This is a genomic window from Streptomyces sp. NPDC107522 (assembly GCF_055657525.1).
In genome coordinates, this window is the sequence record NZ_JBVKAU010000010.1 from 255646 (window position 1) to 274164 (window position 18519).

General features: G+C 71.5%; 21 protein-coding genes. 13 read left to right on the forward strand and 8 right to left on the reverse strand.

Annotated features, from left to right (window positions below; genetic code table 11):
- Window positions 1-26: 26 nt before the first annotated feature.
- Both ACZ7L6_RS29390 and ACZ7L6_RS29395 read right to left on the reverse strand, forming a co-directional pair.
- A complete protein-coding gene (locus ACZ7L6_RS29390) occupies window positions 27-1493 on the reverse strand; it encodes an exopolysaccharide biosynthesis polyprenyl glycosylphosphotransferase (RefSeq protein WP_471929013.1) in 1467 nt (488 codons plus the stop codon).
- Window positions 1490-2629: a glycosyltransferase gene (locus ACZ7L6_RS29395; protein ID WP_471929015.1), complete on the reverse strand. Its 1140-nt coding sequence runs from the start codon at window positions 2627-2629 to the stop codon at window positions 1490-1492. The genes ACZ7L6_RS29390 and ACZ7L6_RS29395 overlap by 4 nt, the downstream gene beginning before the upstream one ends.
- 294 nt (window positions 2630-2923) lie before the next feature.
- Between ACZ7L6_RS29395 and ACZ7L6_RS29400 the strand changes: the two genes are divergently transcribed.
- Complete coding sequence (locus tag ACZ7L6_RS29400; protein ID WP_471929017.1) at window positions 2924-3232, forward strand: hypothetical protein; 309 nt, start codon at window positions 2924-2926, stop codon at window positions 3230-3232.
- Window positions 3233-3597: 365 nt separating this feature from the next.
- On the opposite strand, the gene ACZ7L6_RS29405 is transcribed toward ACZ7L6_RS29400, so the two are convergent.
- The 4 genes from ACZ7L6_RS29405 to ACZ7L6_RS29420 form a co-directional block, all read right to left on the reverse strand.
- Window positions 3598-3918, reverse strand: coding sequence for a hypothetical protein (locus ACZ7L6_RS29405; protein WP_398828452.1), 321 nt, complete (start codon window positions 3916-3918; stop codon window positions 3598-3600).
- A 61-nt stretch (window positions 3919-3979) separates the two neighbouring features.
- Entirely contained in the window at window positions 3980-4300 is a 321-nt protein-coding gene (locus tag ACZ7L6_RS29410; protein ID WP_471929019.1) for a hypothetical protein, read from the reverse strand.
- Between the two features lie 62 nt (window positions 4301-4362).
- On the reverse strand, window positions 4363-4698 hold the full coding sequence (locus ACZ7L6_RS29415; RefSeq protein ID WP_471929021.1) for a hypothetical protein: 336 nt from the start codon (window positions 4696-4698) through the stop codon (window positions 4363-4365).
- A gap of 259 nt (window positions 4699-4957) precedes the next feature.
- Window positions 4958-5359, reverse strand: coding sequence for a hypothetical protein (locus ACZ7L6_RS29420; protein ID WP_471929023.1), 402 nt, complete (start codon window positions 5357-5359; stop codon window positions 4958-4960).
- A gap of 248 nt (window positions 5360-5607) precedes the next feature.
- On the opposite strand from ACZ7L6_RS29420, the gene ACZ7L6_RS29425 reads away from it, so the two are divergent.
- From ACZ7L6_RS29425 to ACZ7L6_RS29440, 4 genes are all read left to right on the forward strand, one after another.
- Entirely contained in the window at window positions 5608-6321 is a 714-nt protein-coding gene (locus ACZ7L6_RS29425; RefSeq protein ID WP_471929025.1) for a glycoside hydrolase family 16 protein, read from the forward strand.
- Window positions 6318-6920 carry a vitamin K epoxide reductase family protein gene (locus tag ACZ7L6_RS29430; RefSeq protein ID WP_471929027.1) on the forward strand — a complete coding sequence of 201 codons (603 nt, stop codon included), beginning with the start codon at window positions 6318-6320 and terminating at the stop codon, window positions 6918-6920. Before ACZ7L6_RS29425 ends, ACZ7L6_RS29430 begins: the two co-directional genes overlap by 4 nt.
- Before the next feature lie 90 nt (window positions 6921-7010).
- On the forward strand, window positions 7011-7508 hold the full coding sequence (locus tag ACZ7L6_RS29435) for a tyrosinase family oxidase copper chaperone (protein WP_471929029.1): 498 nt from the start codon (window positions 7011-7013) through the stop codon (window positions 7506-7508).
- Window positions 7492-8352: a tyrosinase family protein gene (locus ACZ7L6_RS29440; protein WP_471929031.1), complete on the forward strand. Its 861-nt coding sequence runs from the start codon at window positions 7492-7494 to the stop codon at window positions 8350-8352. The genes ACZ7L6_RS29435 and ACZ7L6_RS29440 overlap by 17 nt, the downstream gene beginning before the upstream one ends.
- Before the next feature lie 8 nt (window positions 8353-8360).
- On the opposite strand, the gene ACZ7L6_RS29445 is transcribed toward ACZ7L6_RS29440, so the two are convergent.
- Entirely contained in the window at window positions 8361-9320 is a 960-nt protein-coding gene (locus ACZ7L6_RS29445) for a D-2-hydroxyacid dehydrogenase family protein (RefSeq protein ID WP_471929033.1), read from the reverse strand.
- Between the two features lie 90 nt (window positions 9321-9410).
- On the opposite strand from ACZ7L6_RS29445, the gene ACZ7L6_RS29450 reads away from it, so the two are divergent.
- The 4 genes from ACZ7L6_RS29450 (at window position 9411) to ACZ7L6_RS29465 (ending at window position 12937) form a co-directional block, all read left to right on the forward strand.
- On the forward strand, window positions 9411-10367 hold the full coding sequence (locus tag ACZ7L6_RS29450) for an NAD-dependent epimerase/dehydratase family protein (RefSeq protein WP_471929035.1): 957 nt from the start codon (window positions 9411-9413) through the stop codon (window positions 10365-10367).
- Window positions 10368-10418: 51 nt separating this feature from the next.
- Window positions 10419-11216 (forward strand): SDR family NAD(P)-dependent oxidoreductase, encoded by a 798-nt coding sequence (locus ACZ7L6_RS29455; RefSeq protein WP_471929037.1) that lies wholly within the window; start codon window positions 10419-10421, stop codon window positions 11214-11216.
- Window positions 11217-11279: 63 nt separating this feature from the next.
- Entirely contained in the window at window positions 11280-11849 is a 570-nt protein-coding gene (locus ACZ7L6_RS29460) for a TetR/AcrR family transcriptional regulator (RefSeq protein WP_471929039.1), read from the forward strand.
- Between the two features lie 245 nt (window positions 11850-12094).
- Window positions 12095-12937: an SDR family NAD(P)-dependent oxidoreductase gene (locus ACZ7L6_RS29465; protein WP_471929041.1), complete on the forward strand. Its 843-nt coding sequence runs from the start codon at window positions 12095-12097 to the stop codon at window positions 12935-12937.
- A 68-nt stretch (window positions 12938-13005) separates the two neighbouring features.
- Here ACZ7L6_RS29465 and solA read toward each other — a convergent pair whose 3' ends face one another.
- Complete coding sequence (gene solA, locus ACZ7L6_RS29470; protein WP_471929043.1) at window positions 13006-14148, reverse strand: N-methyl-L-tryptophan oxidase; 1143 nt, start codon at window positions 14146-14148, stop codon at window positions 13006-13008.
- Between the two features lie 257 nt (window positions 14149-14405).
- On the opposite strand from solA, the gene ACZ7L6_RS29475 reads away from it, so the two are divergent.
- The 4 genes from ACZ7L6_RS29475 (at window position 14406) to ACZ7L6_RS29490 (ending at window position 18388) form a co-directional block, all read left to right on the forward strand.
- Window positions 14406-15377 carry an AfsR/SARP family transcriptional regulator gene (locus tag ACZ7L6_RS29475; RefSeq protein WP_471929045.1) on the forward strand — a complete coding sequence of 324 codons (972 nt, stop codon included), beginning with the start codon at window positions 14406-14408 and terminating at the stop codon, window positions 15375-15377.
- A gap of 91 nt (window positions 15378-15468) precedes the next feature.
- The gene (locus ACZ7L6_RS29480) at window positions 15469-15888 is read left to right on the forward strand and encodes a type II toxin-antitoxin system RatA family toxin (RefSeq protein WP_471929047.1); all 420 of its coding nucleotides are present in this window, start codon (window positions 15469-15471) and stop codon (window positions 15886-15888) included.
- A gap of 12 nt (window positions 15889-15900) precedes the next feature.
- Entirely contained in the window at window positions 15901-17145 is a 1245-nt protein-coding gene (locus ACZ7L6_RS29485) for an aspartate aminotransferase family protein (protein ID WP_471929049.1), read from the forward strand.
- 67 nt (window positions 17146-17212) lie between these two features.
- On the forward strand, window positions 17213-18388 hold the full coding sequence (locus tag ACZ7L6_RS29490) for a thioester reductase domain-containing protein (RefSeq protein ID WP_471929051.1): 1176 nt from the start codon (window positions 17213-17215) through the stop codon (window positions 18386-18388).
- Window positions 18389-18519: the final 131 nt, after the last annotated feature.

Sequence of the window (18519 nt, forward strand, 5' to 3'; positions counted from 1 at the left end):
GGCCGCCGGGGGAGTGCTCACGGCGCTCAACTCCCCGTCGGCCGTACGAACTGTGCCGCCGTGCGCAGCAGGATGCAGATGTCCTGCCACAGCGACCAGTTGTCGATGTAGGCGTTGTCGTAACGGCACCGGTCCTCGATCGAGGTGTCGCCGCGCAGCCCGTGGATCTGGGCGAGCCCGGTGATCCCGGTCCGCATCCGGTGCCGCGCCGGGTAGCCCGGGTGCGCCTGGCTGAACTTGGCGACGAAGTAGGGCCGTTCAGGCCGGGGGCCGACCAGGCTCATGTCTCCGCGGAAGACGTTCCACAGCTGCAGCAACTCGTCCAGCGAGGTCCGGCGCAGGAATTGGCAGAAGCGGCTCATGTCCTGGTCGTTCGCCACGCTCCAGCGGGTCGCAGCCTCGTGCGCGCTGGCGGGCCGGTGCGTGCGGAACTTCAGCATGGTGAACGGGCGTCCGTCCTTGCCGATCCGCTCCTGCCGGAACACCACGCCCGGCCCGTCCATGACCCGCAGCGCGAGCGCGCACAGCAGCAGCACCGGGGCGGCCGGCACCAGCAGCGCGCCCGACAGCACCACGTCGAGCACCCGCTTGCCCACGCTGCCGCGCCACCGTCCGCCGCCCGGACCCAGCACCCTGCGCGAGAAGCCGGCCAGATGCCCCGCCCGCTCGCGGTGCCCGCAGAGGCCGTACGACGCCGGGTCCGCCTCCAGCTCCCACAGCGCGCAGCCGTGACCGGCGAGCTCCTGCAGCAGGGCGGCCTTCTCCACCCGCGTGGCGGGCCCCACCACGAGCACCGTCTCCACACCGTTCTGGATGAGTGCCCGGCGCACGGCCGGCGCGGTGCTGAGCACCGGCAGCCCGGGCCGACCGTCGGCGTCGCCGAGGGTCTCCGGGCCGTCGGCGACGAGACCCACCGGACGGACCCCGCAGTCCGGGCGGCGCAGCAGTGCGGCCGCGACGAGCCGGGCCGTGGCGGCCGGACCGACCACCAGGGCCGGAGAGGGCCGGCGTCGCACCGCCCGGCGCCGGTGACCGTGCACCGCCGCGCGGCCCGCGCAGGCCGCACCGCAGTGCGCGGCGACCGCGACGACCAGCACGGTCACGGAAAGCGACCGCAGCGGTGAGAACGCCACGAGGACCGCCCAGCCGACGGCGATCCGGCCGCAGACGGCCGGGAGTTCGTCGAGGACGCCGGGGACGACGGAGGTGTCGTACAGCCAGGCCCGTCGGTTCAGAGCGAGCACGCCAAGCACCAGCAGGGCGAAGACCAGCGGGTACCTGTGCGGCGCGGGCACCACCAGGGCGGCCGGCAGGACGGCGCCGCCGTCGACGAGCCACAGCAGCGCCGGGGAGGTCCGCCGCGGACGACGGGCCGCCCGCCCGGCGGACGGCCGGCGTCGAGGGGCGAGGCCGCTGGGGGCGGGAACGGAGAGGGCGCCCTCGGGCGCCCGCTGCTGCCCCGCGGCCGAGGCAACGGTACTTTCCGCGGTCATGTGGTGATGCACTTCCTGCCCTCGTCGGGTACGGCCGGCGCGGCAACGCCGCCGAGCAACTCGCGATACACGTCGGTGACTGCGTCCGTGGCCTGCCGCAGGCCGTGGGCGCCGAGCACATGTGCGCGGCCCTGTGCGCCCAGCGCCGCGCGCAGCGGCTCGTCCCGCAGCAGCGAGGTGAGCGCCCGGGCCAGCACACCGGGATCCTCCGGCGGCACCAGGCAGAACGGCAGGTGACCGGACGGAAGGCTCTCGCGCGCCCCGTCCACGTCCGCGACGACGACCGGCCGGGCGCACGCCATGGCCTCCAGCGGGGCGAGCGCCATGCCCTCCCAGCGGGACGGCAGGACCACGACGTCGGCGGCCCGGTACCACGGCGCGGCCTCGGAGGCGGCACCGGCGAACTCCACCGACGCGGGCGCACCGGAGCGCAGCCGCCGCGCGGCCGGTCCGTCGCCGACCAGCACCAGCCGCGCACCGGCCACCCGCCGCACCACCTCGGGCCACGCCGCCAGGAGCACGTCCTGCCCCTTCTGGTGGCACAACCGGCCCACGCACACCACGAGCGGACCCGCCCCGGACCGCGCGCTGTCCCCCTCCGGCCGGAACCTGCCGGTGTCCACACCGTTGGGGACCACCCGCCACGACGCGGCGATGCCGCGCCGCTCCCCGGTCCGCCGCTCGGCCTCGCTCACACACAGCACACGCGTCGCCCACCGCGCCCCGAACCGCTCCCAGCCCAGGGCGAGTTGGGCGAGGATCCCGTCCGCGGCCTCGAACGACCAGGCGTGCGGCTGAAAGACGGTCGGCAGACGGCCGTGCACCGCGAGCCGGGCCGCGAGCCCTGCCTTCGCGCTGTGCGCGTGCACCAGGTCCGGCTGCGCCTCGCGCACCAGCCGCGCCAACCGCCGTACCTCACCCGGGAGTCGGGGCCCCGGGGCGCGGGCGGCGTCCCAGCGCAGCACCGTGCAGCCCCGCGCGCGCAGGGAGTTCGTCAGCGAGCCGCCCTCGGGACAGGCCACCGTCACCCGCATCCCCGCGGCGAGCTGCGCCGCCACCAGGTCCGTCACGACCCGCGCGACACCGCCCTCGACGGGCTGCGCGACATGCAGGATGTGCGGCGCGGAAATGCGCATGATCGAGGCTGCCCTTCCGAGGAAAAGAGTCCGAACCAGCAACACGATGTGTGGCTCGCGTTCCCGACCACTTATCCATGTTTATCTGCCAAACAGCCAAACATGTTGGAATGGCGGCGTCCCCCAGGTTGTTTCGCCTGCGATGTCACCCGTTCGGAGCCACCGTGCTCCGAACGTGTTCGGCGCAACGGGTCTTTTCGTATGAGTTCCTGGAAGTTGTCGGCAGCAGAGTTTCCCGAGCGGCCCCCTCTCGTTAGCCCAGGAGAACCGAGAACGAGTCACCAGGAAAGGAACATGATGAAGAACCTGAAGGCTGCCGCAGTCGTCGCCGGCTCCCTCGCCGTTGCCGGTGTCGCCGGGCCCGCCGCCGCGGTGGACATGCCGGCGTCCGGCCTCGTCGACAACGGCAAGACGGTCGCCCGCAGCCTGCCCTCGGCCGCCAAGCTGCCGACGGGCTACGTGGGCAACAACGTCAAGCGCACGGCCGACAACGTGAAGCAGGGCGTGAAGCGTTCGGGCGTGGTGAAGACCCCCGTTTTCGGCGGCACCCTGCCGAACCCGATCGACGGCCAGCTGCTCGGTGGACTTCCGATCAACAGGTAGGCGATCAGGCAGGCGACTCGTTCCTCGACTTCGTCGCCCATCGGCTCGTTGTTCCAGGCCGGCTCCGCACTCCGCGGAGCCGGCCTTTCGGCATATTCGGGGACGGGGTGTCAGAGAGGCAGTAGGAGGGCAATTGCCCTGGTGCTTTGCCGCGTTGGGCCAAATGAATGATGCAGGGTGACCGCGGACGGGCCGACCCCGTTAGTCCATGTGAATGGGCGCTCTTTCCTCCTTGCCGGCGCTCCCTGACTGTGGGCCCTGTCCGCGCATCGATGCGGACAGGGCCCATGGGTTTGCCGTGAAACACACAAAGACGAGGGCGGTCCGCCGGACATCCGGCGGACCGCCCTCGGGTGAGGCGCTGCTCAGAACAGCAGGCCGCCGACGTACGGGGCGTTCTGCTGCTGGTTGACCGTGGCCGTGTCGCAGGCGGCGTAGTGCGAGTTCGGCGCGGCAACGCCGCCCAGGACGGCACCGTTGGACCACGGGGCGAGGCAGCGGGCGTCGAGGAAGGCGCCGTTGACGACGGCGATCCCCTGCTGCGGTTCGTTCACGACGACCGGGGCCGACGAGAAGCCGCTACCGCCCTTGACGGTGGTGGTGTCGCCGTCGGCGGCGGCGGTACCGCCGGCCGCGAGCACGATGCCCGCGGCGAGAGCGGAAATGGCCGTAACCTTATTACGCATGAGCTGAGCCTTTCCGGGCTGCGTATGGGGTTTACCTGCTCCGAATCGCTCGGAGCAGGAGTCAGAACAGCAAGCCGCCCTTGTACCCGGCGTTCTGCTGCTGGTTGATCGTGGCCGTGTTGCAGGCCGCGTAGTGCGAGTTCGTCGCGACGACGCCGCCGAGGACGGCTCCGTTGGACCACGGCGCGGCACAGCGCAGGTCGATCACGGTGCCGTTGGCGACGATGATCCCCTGCTGCGGGGCGTTCACGACGACCGGGGACTGCGAGAAGCCGCTGCCGCCCTTGACGGTGGTGGTGTTGCTGTCGGCGGCGGCGGTACCGCCGGTCGCGAGAGCGATGCCGGCCGCGAGGGCGGAAATGGCCGTAACCTTCTTACGCATGAGTTGCGCCTTTCCGGGCTGCGTTGGGGGAATCACCTGCTGCTAATGGCTCTGAGCAGAGGTCAGAACAGCAGGCCGCCGATGTACGGGGCGTTCTGCTGCTGGTTGATCGTGGCCGTGTTGCAGGCGGCGTAGTGCGAGTTCGGCGCGGGGACGCCGCCGAGGACGGCTCCGTTGGACCACGGGGCGATGCAACGACCGTCGACGAGGCTGCCGTTGATGACGAGAACGCCCTGCTGGGGCTCGTTCACGACGACCGGGGCCGACGAGAAGCCGCTCCCGCCCTTGACGGTGGTGGTGTTGCCTTTGTCGTTGTAGCCACCGGCGGAGGCGATTCCGGCGGTGCTGACGACGGTGCTGAGGGCGAGGGCCGTGATGACCGCGAACTTCTTGGGCAACTCGGTTCCTTCCTGAATTCACGGTTGCGCACGCTTACGAAAAGGAAACCCGTATATGCACCCCTAAGTCACGGCGGGAACAATCAAACGTGGACAGATTCCTTCGGATGGCGCAACCCGGCGTGCCCTGGAGAACAGAATGCGTCCGGCCCACCGGCAGGGTGCGGGCCGGTGGGCCGGAGTTGTGGTGCGGGGGTGCCGAGAACCGGATCAGAGTCTCAGAATTCCGGGGCCAAGGACTCGTACGGTTGCCGGGTCGTCACTTGGACTTGGGAAGGAAAGTGCCGAGCCCGGCGGAGGTCGGCGCCTTCAGCGGGTGCACCTGGACGGAGCCGCTGCCGGCCGGGTTCCGCACCGGAATAGTGGGCCGCTTGGCGGCGTCCGGGTCCATTCCGTCCAAGTAGACGCCGGACATTCCCACCGCGCTCTTGTTGCTCTTGTCGAACGCGCTGCCCTTCGTGATCCCGCCGTCGCGGGCCAGTCGCGTCACGGCATCGGCCGCGGGCAGGATCGCCGGGCTCACCTTGGTCGGGGACATGAGACCCAGCGGACTGGTGGAGATTCCCGATCCGCCCGTGGCGGCCGCAGCCGCCGCGGCGGAGCCACCCACAAGACCCGCACCGATGGCCAACGCCGCAGTGGTGAAAACTGCCTTCTTCATGATTCACCTCGCTTGAAAGTACCTCTGATCCGACGGTTGGAGAACATAGCAGTCCAAGGCCCCTGCAAAAGCGACGCGTTGCTCCATACGCGTGAAAGTCGCAGGGGTGAAGAATGGAATGCACAGAGGCATTCGGAGGGGTGGGCATCTGGTCCGCGCATCGACTGATCGTATGGTGCGCCCGGCTCGATTCGATCGCCTGCACGAGCTGAATGGGGAAATGCGGCAGGCGGTCTAACCTCGCCGCCATGACCATCGACATCGCCACGTTCACGCCGATCTGGTCCGAGGAGTTCGACGCCCCGATCGCCTGGGGTTCCACCTGGGTCGGCGACCGGACCAGCGCCTACCGCTACTGCGACCACAACCCGGACGACAACAAACTCGACTGGCTCGACCCCGGTTGTGTGACCGTCGCGGGCGGCGTCGCCACCTTCACCGCCACACCGGCCGGCCGCACCCTGGAGAACGGCCGGGAGGCCTGGCGCACCGGGCTGCTCACCACCGAGTACTCCGCCGAGGACTTCCGGGTGCGGACCGGCGACTACGTCGAGACCCGCGTGAAACTGCCCTCGGGCGCCGGAGCCTGGCCGGCGCTGTGGACCTGGAAGGACGGCGGCAACGAGGTCGACTCCTTCGAGTACCACCCGGACAACCCGAACCTGCTGGAGCTGTCCAACCACGTCACCTTCTCCTCGGCGTACCACACCGACGCCGAGGCGATCGCCCCGGACCGGTGGGTGACCATCGGCACCCGCTACGGCGAGCGTTCCGTCGAGTGGTACGTCAATGGCGTGTGCGTCTGCTCCGACGGCACCGGCGTCGGCGCCGACTGGTCGGCGTATCTGATCCTGAACCTGTCTGTGTGCGCGGGGCAGTACCACCCGGCCCCCTGCGACCCGGCACCGCTCACCTTCGCCGTCGACCATCTCCGCGTCTACCGCGAGACCGGGCGGTGGTGACCGCGGCCCCGGACGCGCGGCGGGCCGCGGGCGGCGGCCGTGCGTTCGCCCTGCTCCTGGTGGTCACGGGGGCGGCCGGGCTGCTGGCCTCCTGGGTCGTCACCCTCGACAAGTTCAAGCTGCTCGAGGACCCGGACTTCACCCCGGGCTGCAGTCTGAACCCGGTGCTGTCCTGCGGCAGCGTGATGGAGAGCGACCAGGCCGAGGCCTTCGGGTTCCCCAACCCGATGCTGGGGCTTGTGGCCTACGGCATCGTGATCTGCGTCGGCGTGAGCCTGCTGGCCGGGGCCGTCTTCCCGCGCTGGTACTGGCTGACCTTCGAGGCCGGATGCGTCTTCGGGATCGGGTTCGTCTCCTGGCTGCAGTTCGAGTCGCTGTACCGGATCAACGCCCTGTGCCTGTGGTGCTGCCTGGCCTGGCTCGCCACGATCGTGCTGTTCTGGTACCTGACGTCCTTCACCGTACGCAGCGGCTTCCTGCCCGCGCCGGGCCCGGTGAAGACCCTGTTCGCGGAGTTCACCTGGGTGCTGCCGGTGCTGCACACCGGGGTCGTCGGGATGCTGGTCCTGACCCGCTGGTGGGACTTCTGGACGAGCTGACCATTGCACCGTATGGGCGCTTCTGCGGTGACCGTGGGGCGTCCCGGACGGTTACTCGTACGAACAGCCGAACCGTACGAGGAGTGAGCGATGGCCGTCAGTGCAGGCCGGGTGTCGATGGGTGCGGTGCAGGGGGCGGGCACCCCGGTGCGCAGCGAGCCGGAGGGGCGGACGCGGCGGGAGGTGGCGCGGCTGCTGCTCGGCTCCGCCGCCGTGGCGCTGACCCCGGTGCTGGCCGCCTCCCGGCCCTCGCGGTCCGCGGACCGGCAGCGGCCCACCGACAGCCCCTTCGACGAGACCTACCGCGGCCGCCGCATCCAGGGCGCCCCGCATCCCGCCGCCGGCCTCAGCGCGCTCGGCGTCGCCTGGCACGTCACCGTGGACGGCCGCCCGCTGCACCTGATGCGCCGTGCCGACGGCAGCTGGCTGAGCATGCTCGACCACTACAGCTGGTACCGGACCCCGCTGGAGGCGACCCGCGCGGCCGTCGACGAACTCGGGCCCAACAGGCGGCTGCGCGACGTGGCCCCCGGGCCGTTCGGCGGCGGGCACCCGCACAGGGAGGCACAGCATGGTGTACGTGCGTAAGAACGTGAGCAAGCTGACGCCGAGCGAGCGGCGGCGCTTCGTGGGGGCGCTGCTGGAGCTCAAACGGCGCGGGGAGTACGACGAGTTCGTACGGCTGCACATCGCGCACTTCCGCGGGGACGGCGACCGTGGCCTGCGCGCCGCCCATATGACGCCTTCCTTCCTGCCCTGGCACCGTCAGTTCGTGCTGGACCTGGAGACCGCCCTGCGCCGCATCGACCCCTCCGTGACGGTGCCGTACTGGGACTGGACGCGGGACCGGTCGGCCACCTCGGTGCCGTGGAGCGACGATCTGCTCGGCGGCAACGGGCGGCGCGGTGACCGGCAGGTGATGACCGGGCCGTTCGCCTACGCGGCGGGCCGGTGGACCCTCAGGGAGACCGTCACCGACATCGAGTTCCTCACCCGTGACCTGGGCCGCGCCCGCAGGCCGATCGACCTGCCGACCCGGGACGATCTGAACTGGGCGCTGAAGGACCCCGTCTACGACGTCTCCCCGTGGGACTCGACGGTCACCAAGGGCTTCCGCAACAAGATGGAGGGCTGGGGCACCGGCGGCATCCCCTGGCACAACCACAACCGGGTGCATCGCTGGATCGGGGGTGCCATGCTCGGCGCCGCGTCCGTCAACGATCCCGTGTTCTGGCTCGTCCACGCCTTCATGGACCTGCAGTGGCAGCGCTGGCAGCGGCGCCACCGCAAGCACCGCTACCTGCCGGCGCGGCCGCCAGGCCGGGGCAGCGCGCAGTACGGCCGGATCGTCGCCCGGCACGAGAAGCTGCCGCCGTGGGACGTCACCCCGGACGAGCTGGAGGACGTCTCCGCGATCTACCGGTACGCCTGAGCGCCGTCTCAGGGCAGCTGTCGTACCGGTGAACCCGCCAGGTACGCCCGGATGTCCTCGACCGCATGGCCGTAGTACGTCGCGTAGTTGGCCTGCGAGACATAGCCCAGGTGGGGGGTGGCGAGCAGGCGCGGGGCCGTGCGCATCGGGTGGTCGGCGGGGAGCGGCTCGATGTCGAAGACGTCGACGCCGGCGCCGGCCATGCGGCCCTCGTGCAGGGCGGCGAGCAGGGCGTCCTGGTCGACGATCGCCGCGCGCGAGGTGTTGACCAGGTAGGCGGTCGGCTTGAGCAGGGCGAGTTCGGCCGCGCCGAGCAGGCCGCGGGTGCGGTCGCTCAGGGCGAGGTGGATCGAGACGAAGTCGCTGTCGCGCAGGAGGTCCTCCTTGCTCGCGGCGAGTTCGACCCCCACCTCCTCGGCGCGCTCCTTGGTGAGGTTCTGGCTCCACGCGCCGACCCGCATGCCGAAGGCGAGACCGACCTGCGCCACCCGGCTGCCGATCTTGCCGAGCCCGAGCAGTCCGAGGCGGCGGCCGTGCAGGTCGGCGCCGACCGTGCTCTGCCAAGGGCCGCCGTCGCGCAGGGCGTTGCTCTCCTGGACGATGCCGCGGGCGAGGCCGAGCAGCAGGGCCCAGGTGAGCTCGACGGGCGGGGTAGAGGAGCTGGCCGTGCCGCAGACCGTGACGCCGTGCGCCTCGGCGGCGGCGTAGTCGATGACCGAGTTGCGCATGCCGGAGGCGATCAGCAGCCTCAGCCGGGGGAGACGGGCGATCAGGGAGGCGGGGAAGGGGACGCGTTCCCGCAGCGTGACGACGATGTCGAAGTCCGCGAGGGCCGCGGCGAGGGTGTCCTCGTCGGGGAAGTGGGTGGTGAAGGGGACGACCTCCACGTCGTCCGCGAGCGGCGACCAGTCGGCGACCTCGGTCGCCACGTTCTGGAAGTCGTCGAGCACAGCACAGCGCAGCCGCACGGTAGTTCCTTTCCATGGTCAGGGAGCCGACTTTACGGAAGCGGGTGGGAAGGCGGCCGCTGTACCGTCGGCCGAGAGGGAGGATCGACCTTGTCACCACGCATCCTTGTCACCGGAAGCAGCGGTTTCGTCGGAGGGCATGTCGTCGCTGCCCTGCGGGAGTCGGCGGGCGTCACACCGTCCCGGGTCCGGCTCCTGCTGCGCGACCCGGCGAGCGCGCCGGCGGGTGCAGGGCTCGCGGACGGTGCCCCGGCAGTGGACGTCGTGCGGGCGGACCTCGCCGAACCGGCCTCCCTGCGCGGTGCTTTCGACGGCATCGACGTGGTCCTGCACTGCGCCTCCTACGTCGGCGACGACGAACGGCGCACCGAGACCGTCAACGATCACGGCACCCGCGCCCTCGTCGAGGAGGCGACGCGCGCCGGAGTCGCCCGTGTCGTCTACGTGAGTACGGCCGCCGTGTACGGCCGAGGACCCTTCACCGACGCGCCGGTGGGCGAGTTGGCGCACGCGCCGGTCTCGCCGACCAGCCGTTCCCGGGCCGCGGCCGAGCGGCATGTGCTGGACGCGGGAGGTGTCGTGCTGCGCCCGCACCTGGTGTTCGGGGCCGGCGACCGATGGGTGGTGCCCGGGCTGGCCGCCCTGATGGGGGTGCTCTCGGCGGGACTGAAGGACTGCGCCGCACGGCATTCCGTCGTCGACGTACGGGCGTTGGGGCGCGCGGCCGTCGCCGCCGGGCTGTCGGAGCGGGCACTGGCGGGCGCGCATCACGTCAACCATCCGGAGCCGGTGGAGGGTTCGGAGCTGCTGGACACGGTGGCCGACCGGCTCGGCCTGTGCCTGCCCGGCGCACCTCTCGACATCGACGAGGCCCGGGCGCGGCTCGCCGGAAAGCCGCGCGCACTGCACCACCTCGGCATGCTCGCCGTGGACCACTGGTTCTCGGACGGCGGTTTCTGGGCCCGCGTGGGCGCCGACCCCGGCATGGGATTTGCGCAGGGTCTCGCCCAACAGGCCGCCTGGTACCGGACGTTCCTGGACCGGTGACGGGCGCGCGCATTCCTGCTTCGCCGTCTCCTTCCGCTACACCTGGTCCTCGTGGACACCAAACGCGCGCTGACGGACAAGATCGCACTGGTCACCGGGGCCGGCCGGGGGATCGGCAGGAGCATCGCCGAGCGGCTCGCCCGTGACGGGGCGCTGGTCGGCGTCCACTACGGCCACAGTGCGGTCGCCGCGCTCGAAGTCGTCGCGGAGATACGCAGGAACGGCGGGCGGGCCTTCCCGGTCCGGGCGGAGCTCGGGGTGCCCGGCGACGCCGACGCCGTCTTCGCGGCCTTCGACGCCGGGTTGCGGGAGCAGGCGGGCACGGAGGCGGCAGGCGATGGCGCCGGCTCGCTCGACATCCTGGTGAACAACGCGGGGACGAGCGGATCGGGGCCGATCGGGGAGGCGGTGCCCGAGGGCTTCGACCGTATGATCGCCGTCAACGCCAAGGCGCCGTTCTTCCTCACCCAGCGCGCGCTGCCACGGATGCGGGACGGCGGGCGCATCATCAACATCTCCTCGCTCGCCTCACGACGCGTCGCCTTCCCCGAGTCCGTCGCGTACGCCATGTCCAAGGGCGCGCTCGACACGATGACCCTGTGTCTGGCGAAGGAGCTCGGCGGTCGCGGCATCACCGTCAACACGGTCGGTCCGGGCTTCGTCGAGACGGACATGAACGCCCGGCGCAGGGCGACCCCCGAGGGCCGTGCCGCCCTGGCCGCCCGCTCCGTCTTCGGCCGGATCGGCAAGCCGTCCGATGTGGCGGACGTGGTCGCGTTCCTCGCCTCCGACGACTCCCGCTGGATCACCGGGCAGTATCTCGATGTCAGTGGCGGGACCGATTTGTGACGCAAAGCCCTTGCGTTTCGGCCCACTTGACCCGGTTAGTGATTGAGTACTAACTTGCTGCTCATGGTCAGGATGAGCGCAGCGGAGAGGCGCGAGAGCGTCATCCGGGCGGCGACGGCCGAGTTCGCCCGCGGTGGCTACTACGGCACGTCGACCGAGGTGATCGCCAAACGGGTCGGTGTCTCGCAGCCGTATCTCTTCCGGCTCTTCCCGGGCAAGAAGGCGATCTTCCTCGCGGCCGTGGAGCGGTGCGTGGAGGACATCATCCGGATGTTCGCGGAGGCCGCCGAGGGGCTGGAGGGCGAGGAGGCCAGGCATGCCATGGGCGGGGCGTACCGGAAGGTCGTCTCGGAGCAGCCCGAGCGGCTGATGATGCAGATGCAGATGTACCTGGCCGTGGCGGCCGCCGAGCAGGAGGGCGACCACGAGTTCGGCGAGGCCGTGCGGGCCGGCTGGATGCGGTTGTGGGACACCATCCATCTGCCGCTGGGGGCCGAGGTCGGCGAGACGACGTCCTTCCTGGCGCAAGGCATGCTCATCAACTGCCTGGTGGCCATCGGACTCCCCGCCGAACACCGCGTCTGGGACCGGCTGCGCCCGCCGGCGCCGCTCACCGGCCGGCCGGAGGCATGAGGCCCGCTGACGTGTCAGGCCTTGTCAGGGCAGGGGATGGGGGACCGGGCGCGTCAGTAGGGTGACGAGCGCGGGCGTGGCCGACGTATCGGAGTTCTGTTCGCCGCAGGGCGTGTCGTGGCGCTGAGCCCTTGGATGAGGGGGCGGGAGACGCGGCGGACCGACCCACACGAGTTCGGCGACGCGTCGGCCACGCCCTGCCACAGGGCGCGAGGAGTCAGCCGTCCTGCCGAAAGGGAACAGCCATGAGCACTGCCCCGACCGTCCCGACCACCGCCCTCGTCACCGGTGCGTCCTCCGGGCTCGGCACGGAGTTCGCCTCCCAACTCGCCGCCCGGGGCCACGACCTGATCCTGGTCGCGCGCTCCCGCGACCGGCTCGAAGAGATCGCCGGGGAACTGAGCTCGGCCCACGGCGTCAAGACCCACGTGGTGGTGAAGGACCTCGCCCAGCCCCACGCGGGCCGGCAGGTGGCGCAGGAACTCGCCGACCGGTCGCTCCACGTCGACCTGCTGGTGAACAACGCCGGGTTCGGCACCGCCGGCCGCTTCGAGGAGATCGCCGCGGAACGTGACCACGACCTGCTGATGGTGAACGTCGTCGCACTCGTCGATCTCACGCACGCGCTGCTGCCCGGCATGCTGGAGCGCGGCACCGGCGCGGTCCTCAACGTGGGGTCGACGGCCGGCTACCAGCCGAGCCCCTACCTCTCGGTCTACAGCGCCTCGAAGACGTTCGTCCTCAACTTCTCGCTCGCGCTGCGCCAGGAGTACCGGGGCCGGGGCATCCGCGTCACCGCCCTGTGCCCCGGCCCCGTCGAGACGAAGTTCTTCGAGGTGATCGGCACCCGCAACGCCGCCGTCGCCGGCAGCTTCACCACGCCCGAACCGGTCGTCCGGACGGCGCTGCATGCCCTCGACCGGGACCGCGCCTATGTGACGCCGGGCCTCGGCAACGCGCTCATGGCGCACCTGACTCCCCGACGGCCGCGCACCCTGGTGGCCTGGGTGGGGGAGCGCATCTGCCGCAAGGCCCTGCGGCCCGAGCAGGGCGGCAACGCCTTCACCGCCGAGAGCGCCGCGAGCTGACCGTCGCGCGTGTGCCGCCGGGGGCCGGCCGTCATCCGGTCGGCCCCCGGCGGCACACGGTCCGTGCTTCAGCCGAAACGGTCCGGTGAGAGGAAGTCCAGCGGCGTCTTCGGGGCCCTGCCCTGGACGAGGTCCGCGACGGCCTCGCCGATGCCGGGAGCGTGGCCGAAACCGTGCCCGTTGTCGCCGGCCGCGACGATCACCCGGGGGTCGCCGCCGGGACGGCCGAGCACGAACTGCCCGTCCGGAGTGCGGGTCTGCGTACTGATCGCCACACGGGCCGGCAGCGGGTCGAGCCCGGGCACCTTGGCCGGCAGCAGCCGCGCAAGGTCCGACCAGTCGTCGGGGGCCACCGAGCGGTCGGTGTCCTCCGGGTCGACCGGCTTGGCCGCCAACCCGCCGTCGTGCAGGCCCAGATGGACGTCGTACCCGCCCTGCGCACCGTGGCCCCACAGAAGGCGGCCGTCGTCCACCTCCCGCAGGAACACCGGGAAGCTCTCCAGTTCGAAGCCGCTGTTCGGTTCGAGCGGACGGAACCAGCTCACGGGCGTGCGGATCGTCTGCAGCGGCAGCCCGGGCAGCAGGGCCGGCAGCCATGCCCCCGCCGTCAGCACCACCTGACGGACCTTCACCGTCCGCTGGGCGCTGTGCAGATGGACCCCTCCGGGCACCGGCTCGACTTGGGTGATCCGGGAGTCGGCGTACACCCGTGCGCCCGCGTCCTCGGCCAGGGCGACGGCGGCCCGCACGGCGCGCTCCGGTCGCAGGATCCCCGCGGACGGCTCCCACACCCCGATGTGATCGCCGGGCACGCCGGTGTGCCGCGGGTACTGGAAGCGCAGTGCGGTGGCCGTGAACGTGCGGACCGGGACCCCGTGTGCGCGGGCCGCGTGCAGCGTGCCGCCCGCGACTCCCCCGTTCTCCGGCCCGATCACCAGGCCGCCGCAGGCCACGAACAGGCTCTCCTGCCGGGCGTCCTGCAGCTCGGACCACAGCTCCCTCGACGTGCGGGCCAGCGGCACCAGCGCGGGGTGTTGGGGACAGGCGAGGCGGAACATGCGGGAGCCGCCGTGCGACGACCCGAGCGCATGACCGGGCGTGAACCGTTCGAATCCGATGACGTCGACGCCCCGGGACGCCAGCCGCCACAGAGCCGCCGCTCCCCACGCGCCCAGTCCCACCACCGCGGTCTCGGCATCCCAACGAGTCATGCCATCACTCCCTGCCTCTCGTCGCCCTGTCCGGGCCCAGCCGACCACGTGCGGGCGTGCGCACGCATGAGTAACCGTCACTCACCCGTCGCGGCCGTCCGCCTCCCCGGACGCCGGTGCCGGTGCCGGTCGTGGCGCCGTCGGCACCGGGCGCGGCGCCGGTTTGGAGTACCTGAGTACTCATGCGCCCGGCCCACCGCCCGTGATCACCTCGGTATGCCGCGTGGTGCAGGCGGCGACGACTGGTGGAGGTTTCGATGCAGTTCCGGGTACTGGGGCCCGCTGGGATCTACGACGACGTCAAACAGCGGACGGTGCAGCTGACCAGTCCGAAGCAGCGGGTGCTGCTCGGGGCGCTGCTGGTCCGCCTGGGGACCCCGGTGCCGACCGAGGAACTGATCTACGAGCTGTGGGGGAGCAACGCACCGGACAAGGCCGGCAACGCGCTGCAGGCCCATGTCTCGCGGCTGCGCCAGCAGCTGATCGAGGTGGAACCCTCCCGCGCGAACAGCCCGCGCCTGGTCGCCCGCGGCCCCGGGTATGTGCTGCAGGCCCGGCCCGAGGAGCTCGACAGCGTGCAGTTCCGGCTCCAGGTCACCCGGGCGAAACGGCTGTTGGAGTCCGACCCGCAGTCCGCGGCGCTGCTGCTGCGCAAGGCCCTCGGCCTGTGGCGCGGCCCGGCGCTGGACGGCGGCGGCCACGGACCGCTCTGCTCCGCCGCCGCCGCGCGTCTCGAGGAGGAGCGGCTGCTGGCTCTGGAGGAGCTCTGCGACGCCTCGCTGCGGCTCGGCCGGCACAGCCAGGTCGTGCACCAGCTCGAGGAACTGGTCGTCGCCCATCCGCTGCGCCAGCGCTTCCGCGACCAGCTGGTCGTGTCACTGCAGCGCTGTGGACGGCAGAACGAGGCGCGTGCCGTGCGCGACACGGTGAAGCGGACCTCCGCGGGGGAGCCGGGCACGCCCGGCCGGACGGGCAACGTACGGGTGCTGCGCGAGCCGGGCACCGTCCGGCCGGCGATCGTCGAGCAGGCGATGGCGGGGCGTACGGCCGCCTGGCCGGGCGACGTGGATCTCGTCGACCGTTCCGGCCCGCACGGCCACGAACTGGTGCGGCTGCGCGTCCGGGTGGAGGAACTGATGTCGCAGCAGCACGCCCTCCAGTCGGAGCTGGAACGCCTGATGGCTCTGGTGGAGGAGATGACCCCGGCCCGCCGGAGGGATTCCGCGTGAGCGCACCCCGAGCGTGACCGCACCCCGAGCGTGACCGCCCGCAGGCGTGAGCGCACCCCGATTCGACCGCACATCCCGAGAGGACACAGTCATGCACGTACTGCACACGACCTGCACAGGCGTGGGCACCCCCGAGCAGGTGTGGAAGGTGCTCGTCGACTGCGAGGCGTTCCCGGACTTCATGGAGGGCGTCAACGAGGTGACGATCACCGGTCAGGACGGTGATCGCCGCAGCAGCAGCTGGATCGTCGAGCTCAAGGGCTCGGAGATGGAGTGGGACCAGGAGGACGTCCTCGACCACACCGGGCGGCGCTGGGAGTTCCGCCAGTCCGACGGCGACCTCGCCCATTACGAGGGCTACTGGCAGGTGGCCGAGGACGCCGAGGGCGTCGCCCTCGAACTCAAGGTGGAGTTCGACGTCGGCCTGCCCATGGTGGCCGACATGATCCACCCGGCTGTGGCCAAGGCGCTGGAGGGCTACCAGCGGGGCATCGTCAACCAGAGCGTGTAGGAGAAGACAGCCATGACAGAGCCGCGCACAGTCGATGCCAAGGAAACCTTCCGGCGGGTGAAGCGCCATTTCTCCCCCGCGCTCGCCGTGGCCGGCAAGTTCACCGGCCAAGGGGCCGTCGAGGCCTCGGCCGAGGGCTGCCGGGTGACCCTGTCGGACGGCCGGAGCCTGCTGGACTTCGGCTCCTACGCGGTGGCCCTGCTCGGGCACCGCAACCCGGTGGTCGCCGACGCCGTCAGGGCCCAGCTGGATGTGATGCCCGCCTCGACGCGATCGGTGCAGACCCCCGTCGCCCCGCTGGCGGCGGAGCGTCTGACCGAGTACGTCGGCGGCGGCCTCGGCCGTGTCTACTTCGGGTGCGGTGGCGCCGACGCCGTGGAGGTGTCCGTCAAGCTCGCCCGCATGGCCACCGGCCGCACCACCGTCCTCGCGGTCGACGGCGCCTTCCACGGCAAGACGCTCGGTGCCCTCGCCCTGACGGACAACCCGCGCTTCAGGGCGGGCCTGGAGCCGCTGCTCCAGGGCGTCGTGCGGGTTTCCCCGGACGACCCGGAGGCCGTCGCGAAGGCCGTGCGCGAACACGACGTCGCGGCCGTCGTGTTCGAGCCGGTCCAGGCCGAGAACGGTGTGCGCATCCTGGACAGGGCCGTGCTCGAACAGTGGTGCCGCGACGCCCACGAACACGGAGCGTTCGTCATCGCCGACGAGATCCAGGTCGGTCTGCGGCGGTGCGGCGCCCGCTCCGTGGCCCTGGCGGACGGGCTCGACGTGGACTGCGTCCTGCTCGGCAAGCCGCTGGGCGGCGGTGTCCTGCCGGTCTCCGCCGCGGTCGGCAACGACCGGCTCTTCGCCCCCCTGCTGGCCGACCCGATGGTGCACACCGCCACCTTCAGCGGCCACCCCCTGAGCACCGCGGTGATCCCCGTGGCGCTCGACCTGATCGAGCGGCACGCCGAGGACGGCGAGCGGATCGCCGCCGCGATGGAGCAGGGGCTCGCCGACCTCCGTGAACAGCACCCCGACGCCGTCGTCGAGACACGCGGCCGCGGGCTGCTGTGGGGCATCGACTTCCGCTCGCCGGTGCTGGCCGGCGACGTACTGACCGGGCTCGCGCAGCGCGGCATGGTGGTCTCGCCGTGCCTGAGCCGCCCCACCACGATTCGCCTGCTTCCGCCGATCGTCGCCACCGAAGCCGACGTCAAAGAGGCGATGACCCTGCTCACCGACGCGACAGCCGGGGCCGCCACCGGCGCGTAGCGCGTCGGCACGCCCCCACGGAACGACTCCGGAAACGGAATGTCACCGGAAGGACCGTAGATAACTGATGACTTCGACGATACCCACGGACGCCGCCGAGGAGTTCGCCGCCGATGTCGTGCTGGCCGACGACATCACCGGCTTCCCGGCCCCGGACCCGGAGACGGTGTCCGAGGTGTTCCTCACCGGTGCGACCGGGTTTCTCGGGGCGTTCCTGCTCAGGGACCTGCTGCAGCACGGCCTCGTCGTGCACTGCCTGGTCCGGGGCGCGGACACCGACGCCGCCCTGGAGCGGCTCAAGGACAACCTGCGAACCTACGAGCTGCTCGACGGCATCGACCTCGACCGCGTCCGCGTCCACACCGGCGACGTCACCCGGCCGCGGCTCGGCATGCCGCCGGAGGAGTACGCCGACCTGGCCCGGCGGACCGGCGCGGTCTACCACTCCGCGGCCAAGGTCAACTTCCTCACCATCTACAAGTGGCTGCGCAAGTCGACCGTGCAGGCGACCCACGAGATCCTGCGGTTCGCCTGCGCGGCGGGGGCCACGCTGCACCATGTCTCGACCACCGGCGTGTTCGAGCCCGGGACGGACCGCGGGCCGCGCGGCGAGCTCGACCCGACCGGGCCGCCCGAGGCGCTGTCGCTGGGCTACACCAAGAGCAAGTGGGTCGCCGAGCAGCTGGTGCTCGAGGCCTCGCGCCGGGGCGTGCCCGTGACGGTCCACCGCCCCGGTCAGGTGTGGGGCGACTCGCGCACGGGTGCCTGCCAGCCGAACGACTTCGTGTGGCGGTTCATGAAGGGCTCCCTCCAAGTGGGCCTGTACCCGCGGAAGTTCCGGCTGGAGATGAACATGGTGCCGGTGGACTACGTCAGCGCCGTGATCGTCGCCGCGTCCCGGCACCCGGAGGGGATCGGCGGGGCCTATCACCAGGTGAGCCCCCGCACGCTGAACTCCGAGGAGATCCTGCGGCTGCTGCGCGGCGCCGGCTACGACCTTAAGGAGGTCAGCATCCTGAAGTGGATGAAGGCCGTCGCGGCGGACCTCACCAACTCCATGGCTCCGCTGCTGAGCATCCTGGTGGAGTCGGAGAAGGTGGAGGTCGCCCGGTTCTCCGACGAGGGAACGCGCGATCTGCTCAAGGGCTCGGGGATCACCTGCCCGGACATCGACGAGAAGGTGTTCGGCCGGTACATCTCGTACTTCGTGCGGCACGGCGTCCTGCCGGCGCCGGGGGCGTGAGGCGCGGCGCCTGAGGCGCCTGAGAGGTACGACGGCGGCGGGGTGGGTGGAAAGGGGGGGGGGAACGGTTTGCTCACGGCATCCCCCCCCTGCCCCGCCCCGCTCGCGTCCTTCGCGCCCCCTCCCCACAG

What these genes read in the sequence shown, in the direction of transcription:
- ACZ7L6_RS29390 (WP_471929013.1), bottom strand. Translation starts at nt 1,493, where the DNA reads ATGACCGCGGAAAGTACCGTTGCCTCGGCCGCGGGGCAGCAGCGGGCG.
- ACZ7L6_RS29395 (WP_471929015.1), bottom strand. Translation starts at nt 2,629, where the DNA reads ATGCGCATTTCCGCGCCGCACATCCTGCATGTCGCGCAGCCCGTCGAG.
- ACZ7L6_RS29400 (WP_471929017.1), top strand. Translation starts at nt 2,924, where the DNA reads ATGATGAAGAACCTGAAGGCTGCCGCAGTCGTCGCCGGCTCCCTCGCC.
- ACZ7L6_RS29405 (WP_398828452.1), bottom strand. Translation starts at nt 3,918, where the DNA reads ATGCGTAATAAGGTTACGGCCATTTCCGCTCTCGCCGCGGGCATCGTG.
- ACZ7L6_RS29410 (WP_471929019.1), bottom strand. Translation starts at nt 4,300, where the DNA reads ATGCGTAAGAAGGTTACGGCCATTTCCGCCCTCGCGGCCGGCATCGCT.
- ACZ7L6_RS29420 (WP_471929023.1), bottom strand. Translation starts at nt 5,359, where the DNA reads ATGAAGAAGGCAGTTTTCACCACTGCGGCGTTGGCCATCGGTGCGGGT.
- ACZ7L6_RS29425 (WP_471929025.1), top strand. Translation starts at nt 5,608, where the DNA reads ATGACCATCGACATCGCCACGTTCACGCCGATCTGGTCCGAGGAGTTC.
- ACZ7L6_RS29435 (WP_471929029.1), top strand. Translation starts at nt 7,011, where the DNA reads ATGGCCGTCAGTGCAGGCCGGGTGTCGATGGGTGCGGTGCAGGGGGCG.
- ACZ7L6_RS29440 (WP_471929031.1), top strand. Translation starts at nt 7,492, where the DNA reads ATGGTGTACGTGCGTAAGAACGTGAGCAAGCTGACGCCGAGCGAGCGG.
- ACZ7L6_RS29460 (WP_471929039.1), top strand. Translation starts at nt 11,280, where the DNA reads ATGGTCAGGATGAGCGCAGCGGAGAGGCGCGAGAGCGTCATCCGGGCG.
- ACZ7L6_RS29465 (WP_471929041.1), top strand. Translation starts at nt 12,095, where the DNA reads ATGAGCACTGCCCCGACCGTCCCGACCACCGCCCTCGTCACCGGTGCG.
- solA (WP_471929043.1), bottom strand. Translation starts at nt 14,148, where the DNA reads ATGACTCGTTGGGATGCCGAGACCGCGGTGGTGGGACTGGGCGCGTGG.
- ACZ7L6_RS29475 (WP_471929045.1), top strand. Translation starts at nt 14,406, where the DNA reads ATGCAGTTCCGGGTACTGGGGCCCGCTGGGATCTACGACGACGTCAAA.
- ACZ7L6_RS29480 (WP_471929047.1), top strand. Translation starts at nt 15,469, where the DNA reads ATGCACGTACTGCACACGACCTGCACAGGCGTGGGCACCCCCGAGCAG.
- ACZ7L6_RS29485 (WP_471929049.1), top strand. Translation starts at nt 15,901, where the DNA reads ATGACAGAGCCGCGCACAGTCGATGCCAAGGAAACCTTCCGGCGGGTG.
- ACZ7L6_RS29490 (WP_471929051.1), top strand. Translation starts at nt 17,213, where the DNA reads ATGACTTCGACGATACCCACGGACGCCGCCGAGGAGTTCGCCGCCGAT.